Here is a 5,859-nt window from a genome sequence, read left to right as displayed (position 1 = left end):
TCACCAGCCAGATCGAACACAAGGCCACGCTGGACACCGCGCGGCAATTGCAGGAAGCCGGTGTGGCAGTGACTTACCTGGTACCGGATGCAGACGGCTTGATCAGCGTCGAGGCGGTCAGCGAAGCCTTGCGCGAGGACACCTTTCTTGTCTCGCTGATGCTGGTCAACAACGAACTCGGGACCCTCAACGATATCCCGGCCATTGGCGCGCGGGTGCGTGAGCAGGGCGCGTTGTTCCATGTGGACGCGGCGCAAGGGGCGGGCAAGGTGGCTATCGACCTGGCCCAGTGGCCGGTGGACCTGATGTCGTTCTCTGCTCATAAGTTGTATGGGCCCAAGGGCATCGGCGCGTTATATGTCGGGCCGCGGGCGCAGCAGAAGGTATTGGCGCAGATTCACGGCGGTGGCCACGAAGGCGGTTTGCGCTCCGGCACCCTGGCGACCCATCAGATTGCCGGTATGGGCACGGCGTTTGCCCTTGCGGCGGCGTCTTTCGCGGATGAGAAGGCCACGATTGTCGCGCTGCGCCAGCGCTTGCTGGATCAGTTGGCGTCGGTTGCCGGCTTGCGTCTTAATGGCAGCCCAACCCAGCGTATTCCGCACACATTGAGCCTTACCTTCAGCGAAGGCGAATTCAATTCAGCCGCATTGAGTGCAGGCATTGCCTTTTCCGCGACTTCAGCGTGCAATTCGGCCAGCAATGCGCCGTCCCATGTGCTCCTGGCCTTGGGGCATGACGCCCGCAGTGCCGCTCGCACTATTCGCTTGAGCCTGGGCCGGTTCACCACCGAACAGGATATCGACCAGGCCGCGCAGTTGATCAAGGCCGCGTTGGCGAGTGCGCCGGCATTCTGGGCGGTCTGATTTATCATTCGCAACACATAACAATTATTAGTGGTTAGCAGGAGACACAATGAGTACGCAGCCTTTGACCCATGGAACGGTTCCCCAGCGCCTGGCGCACACCCGTGAACTGATGCGCCGCGAAGGCATTCATGCCCTGCTGGTGCCATCGGCGGACCCGCACCTGTCCGAATATTTGCCGGGTTACTGGCAAGGGCGTCAGTGGTTGTCCGGCTTTCATGGTTCGGTGGGCACCCTGATCGTCACGGCGGAGTTTGCCGGGGTCTGGGCGGACAGCCGTTACTGGGAACAGGCGACCAAGGAACTCAAGGGCAGCGGTATCGAGCTGGTGAAGCTGCAACCGGGTCAGCCTGGGCCGCTGGAGTGGCTGGCCGAGCAAACCCCTGAGGGTGGCGTAGTGGCGGTGGACGGTGCGGTCATGGCCGTGGCCTCGGCACGTACCCTGGGTGGCAAGTTGGCCGAGCGTGGCGCGCGTCTGCGTACCGATATCGATGTACTCAATGAAGTTTGGCAAGACCGCCCGGCATTGCCGAACCAGCCGATCTATCAGCATCTGCCGCCCCAGGCCACGGTCAGTCGTGGCGAGAAACTGGCCGCTTTGCGCGCCAGTTTGAAAGACAAGGGCGCCGACTGGCATTTCATCGCGACGCTGGATGACATCGCCTGGCTATTCAACCTGCGCGGCGCTGATGTGTCGTTCAATCCGGTGTTTGTGTCCTTTGCCTTGATCAATCAGCAGCAGGCGACTTTGTTTGTGGCGTTGGGCAAGGTCGATGCGCCTCTGCGGGCGGTGCTTGAGCAGGATGGCGTGACCCTGCGTGATTACAGCGAGGTGGCGCACGCGCTGCGAGCGGTACCGGCGGGCGCAAGCTTGCAAGTAGACCCGGCCCGCGTCACCGCCGGCTTGCTGGAAAACCTCGACGCGGGCGTCAAGCTGGTTGAAAGCCTCAACCCCACCACACTGGCCAAATCCCGCAAGAGCCTGGCAGACGCGGAACATATCCGCCAAGCCATGGAGCAGGATGGTGCGGCGCTGTGCGAATTCTTTGCCTGGCTCGACAGTGCCCTGGGCCGCGAGCGCATTACCGAACTGACGATTGACGAACACCTGACCGCTGCGCGTACCCGCCGCCCAGGCTATGTATCGCTGAGCTTCAACACCATTGCCGCCTTCAATGCCAACGGCGCGATGCCGCATTACCACGCCACCGAAGAAGAGCATGCGCTGATCGAAGGTGATGGCTTGCTGTTGATCGACTCGGGCGGCCAGTACCTGGGCGGAACCACGGACATCACGCGGATGGTGCCCATCGGTACACCGAGTGAGGAACAGAAGCGCGATTGCACGCGGGTACTCAAGGGCGTGATTGCCCTGTCCCGTGCGCAGTTCCCCAAAGGCATTCTTTCACCGTTGCTGGATGCCATTGCCCGGGCACCGATCTGGGCAGAAGGCGTGGACTACGGTCACGGTACAGGCCACGGCGTAGGTTATTTCCTCAACGTGCATGAGGGCCCGCAGGTGATTGCCTATCAAGCCGCTGCGGCGCCACAAACGGCGATGCAGCCAGGGATGATTACGTCAATTGAGCCGGGTACTTATCGCCCTGGCCGTTGGGGCGTGCGCATTGAGAACCTGGTGTTGAACCGTGAAGCGGGCAAGACCGAGTTTGGCGAATTCCTCAAGTTCGAAACCCTGACCCTGTGCCCGATTGATACCCGGTGCTTGGAGCCGTCGTTGCTGACGGCGGATGAGCGTGAATGGTTCAACGCGTATCACGCCCAGGTGCGTGAGCGTTTGAGCCCGCTGCTCAATGGTGCAGCGCTTGAGTGGTTGCAGGTGCGCACTGCGGCGATTTGATCGGTTGCAGCCAAGGCATTGCCGGCTGCAATCGATATCTAGCTGAGCGCTTCACGCACAAAGTCCAGACGGTCCTGGCCGAAGAACAGCTGGTTTCCTACAAAGAAACTGGGAGCGCCGAACACGCCGCGCTTAATGGCTTGTTCGGTTTTGTCCTTGAGAGCGTCCTTGACGGCTGCATCGTTTGACAGGGCCAGTACCTGCTCGGGATCGAACCCCTGTTCGGTGAGCACATTGGCCACGACCTCTGGGTCGCCCAAGTGACGGCCTTCCACCCAGAGTGCTCGGAAAAGGCAGTCGATGAAGTCGAGGAAGCGCTCAGGCTGGTGGATTTGAATGCCGGTGACAGCGCGCATCAGCAGCAAGGTATTGATGGGAAAGTGCGGGTTGAACCTGAGCGGCACGTTGTAGCGTTTGGCGTAACGCGCCAGGTCATCGAGCATGTAGCGACCCTTGGCGGGCACCGTGATCGGCGAGGCATTGCCCGTGGCCTTGAATACACCGCCCAATAGCATGGGTTGATACACCACCTGTGCGCCGGTTTCGGCACACAGCGCCGGCAACTGGGTATAGGCCAGGTAAGTGGCGGGGCTGCCGAGATCAAAGAAAAACTCCAGGGTTTTACTCATGGTCTGTACTCGCTGCTTATTGTTATAGGGGGCGTCACCAGGTTTCGTTCCAGGGGCGCAGGTCCAGTTCGAACGTCCAGGCGTCCCGTGGCTGGCGATGCAGGAACCAATAGTTGTCGGCAATATGGTCAGGGTTGAGGAGGGCGTCCTGATCCTTGAGGGCGTACTTTTGCGGGAAATTTTCGCGAATGAAGTCGGTATCGATGGCGCCGTCGACCACCACATGGGCGACATGGATGTTCATCGGGCCCAACTCCCGCGCCATGCTTTGTGCCAGGGCGCGTATTCCGTGCTTGGCGCCGGCGAAGGCGGCAAACCCGGCGCTTCCACGTAAGCCGGCGGTGGCGCCGGTGAACAGGATAGTGCCGCGGTTACGCGTGACCATGCGCTTGGCGACTTCCCGTGCGTTCAAGAAGCCAGAAAAGCACGCCATCTCCCAGATCTTGAAGTACTTGCGCGCGGTTTCTTCCAGAATGCTGCAAGGTACATTGGCGCCGATGTTGAAGACGAACGCTTCAATAGGCCCCAGCTCGGTTTCGATTTGCTCGACCAGTGCGATCACGTCTTCTTCTTTACGTGCATCACAGGCAAAGCCATGGGCTTCACCGCCGGCTGACTGAATGCTGTCTACCAGGGGCTGCAGTTTGTCGGCGCTGCGACGGGTGACGCAGGCGATGTAGCCTTCGCGGGCAAAGCGTTTGGCTATGGCGCCGCCGGTTGCGTCTCCGGCACCCACTACTAATACGATTTTCTTGTTGTGCGGCATGGGAACTCCATTGGCTCGATGGTCGAGCAGGAGTTTAGCCTTCATGCCGCAAATGGCCGGGATTTAAGATGAGCAGTCAGGACAGACTGCTCGGGCAACTATTTGCAGATGACGATCATGCTACGGCTGGTATAGCCGGCAGGGTTGAGACCGAAGGGGTAGTCCCCAGGCTCCTCGGAGTTATCGCCGGATTTGGCGATCACCCGGTAGCCCTTGGCGCCGCATGAGTTGGCAGCACTGGTGTAGCACTGGTCCCAGGAGGAGGACAGGCCCGAACAGTTGATATGCAGCCCTTTCTTACCCCGTTTCACTTCTGTTTTTGTGGTTGCAGCACAGCCAGCGATGCCCACAACCAGCAACAGTATCAAAATTCGTTTCATTCCCATCCTTAATAGCCGCCCTGCAAAAGAACAGAGCCGCTTTATTCGCTCTCGAGCGAAGCGTTCATGCTGTCCGTGTCGAAATTCTCCATGAATGACATTCGGTTACGGCCTAAACATGGCCTAAATGAGCGGCAAATACCAGCGCTGGCTTCAAAGACGATCAGTCGGCGGGCACCAGCGGTTTGGATTCGTTACGCATCGTCAACGTGGCGCCTACCGAAGCCAGGATAATGCAGGTGATGGCCAGCCATTGGGCTAGAGATAAATGCTCATGCAGAAAGAACAGGCCGGAAAGGGCGCCGAACGCCGGTTCGATACTCATCAACGTGCCGAACGTGCGGGCGGGCAGCCGAGTCAGCGCGACCATCTCCAACGTATAGGGCAAGGCCGTGGAGAGAATCGCGACGCCGATGGCGATAGGGATCAGGGCAGGTGTCAGCAGCGCGGCGCCCGCATGCACGATGCCGATCGGTGCGACGAACAGGGCGGCAATCATCACGCCGAGTGCGGCGGTCTGAACACCATTGTCGTTCCCTGCTTTTTGGCCGAACAAAATATAGAGTGCCCAGCATCCGCCTGCGCCCAGCGCGTAAGCCGCGCCGATCCAGTCGATACCGCTACTGGCCTCACCCATCGGAATCAACAGCAGTAGGCCAATGATTGCCAGGGCAATCCACAGGAAATCGACAGCTCGGCGCGAGGCATAAATAGCGACGGCAAGCGGGCCTGTGAATTCGAGTGCTACTGCAATCCCCAGCGGTACGGTGCGAAGGGACATATAGAAGAGGAAGTTCATGCCACCCAGCGCCATCCCGTAAATGATCACCGTGCGCAAGGACTTGGCTGTCAGCGTGGCGCGCCATGGGCGTAATAGCACCAGCATGATCACACTGGCAAAAATCAAGCGCAGGGCAGTGGTGCCCTGTGCTCCGACGATAGGGAACATGCTTTTGGCCAATGACGCACCGGATTGGATGGACGCCATGGCGATTAATAGCAGGCCGATCGGAAACAATGCGGATGCCAGGCTGCGAGGAGGGGTGGTCATTGCGGGAGTTCTTCCGAAGTCATGATCGATAAATACGTGGCGCTATGATGCTTAACTGCCGGCGAATGAGCAATATATTGCGCAAAAACTGTCTCGTTGCTATCTATATAGTGGAAGTTTCGAGTTTTGGAGGTTTTTGATAGGAAAACTGAATAATTGGGTTGACGGCAGATTCTGGAAGCCTATAATTCGCCCCACTTCCGGCGCAGTCGAAACGGAAAACTCCTTGGTAAACAATGAGTTACGCAGTTCTCGACAGCAAGTTGCTTCAGTTCATCGAAGCCAAAAGGAAGTTGAAAAAGAGGTGTT

Annotated in this window: 6 protein-coding genes; 2 read left to right on the top strand and 4 right to left on the bottom strand. The window is 58.9% G+C overall.

What is annotated here, in order from left to right:
- Together GIW04_RS27010 and GIW04_RS27005 are read left to right on the top strand one after the other, a co-directional pair.
- A partial coding sequence (locus tag GIW04_RS27010; protein ID WP_236479371.1) for a cysteine desulfurase family protein occupies positions 1 to 866 on the top strand: 866 nt, incomplete at its 5' end.
- 49 nt (positions 867 to 915) lie between these two features.
- On the top strand, positions 916 to 2,724 hold the full coding sequence (locus tag GIW04_RS27005) for an aminopeptidase P family protein (RefSeq protein WP_120247760.1): 1,809 nt from the start codon (positions 916 to 918) through the stop codon (positions 2,722 to 2,724).
- Positions 2,725 to 2,762: 38 nt separating this feature from the next.
- Here the strand turns inward: GIW04_RS27005 and GIW04_RS27000 are convergent, their stop codons facing one another.
- From GIW04_RS27000 to rhtA, 4 genes are all read right to left on the bottom strand, one after another.
- On the bottom strand, positions 2,763 to 3,353 hold the full coding sequence (locus tag GIW04_RS27000; protein ID WP_003190179.1) for a 2-hydroxychromene-2-carboxylate isomerase: 591 nt from the start codon (positions 3,351 to 3,353) through the stop codon (positions 2,763 to 2,765).
- Between the two features lie 34 nt (positions 3,354 to 3,387).
- On the bottom strand, positions 3,388 to 4,119 hold the full coding sequence (locus GIW04_RS26995) for an SDR family oxidoreductase (RefSeq protein ID WP_034134997.1): 732 nt from the start codon (positions 4,117 to 4,119) through the stop codon (positions 3,388 to 3,390).
- 98 nt (positions 4,120 to 4,217) lie between these two features.
- Positions 4,218 to 4,499: a hypothetical protein gene (locus tag GIW04_RS26990; RefSeq protein WP_003190182.1), complete on the bottom strand. Its 282-nt coding sequence runs from the start codon at positions 4,497 to 4,499 to the stop codon at positions 4,218 to 4,220.
- Between the two features lie 163 nt (positions 4,500 to 4,662).
- Positions 4,663 to 5,550: a threonine/homoserine exporter RhtA gene (rhtA, locus tag GIW04_RS26985; protein ID WP_003190184.1), complete on the bottom strand. Its 888-nt coding sequence runs from the start codon at positions 5,548 to 5,550 to the stop codon at positions 4,663 to 4,665.
- Between the last annotated feature and the right edge of the window lie 309 nt (positions 5,551 to 5,859).

The organism is Pseudomonas sp. PA-4-8C, from assembly GCF_021606625.1.
GTDB lineage: Bacteria > Pseudomonadota > Gammaproteobacteria > Pseudomonadales > Pseudomonadaceae > Aquipseudomonas > Aquipseudomonas lactis.
The sequence above is the reverse complement of the archived record's forward strand: the minus strand, read 5'-3'. Positions and strand labels throughout refer to the sequence as shown.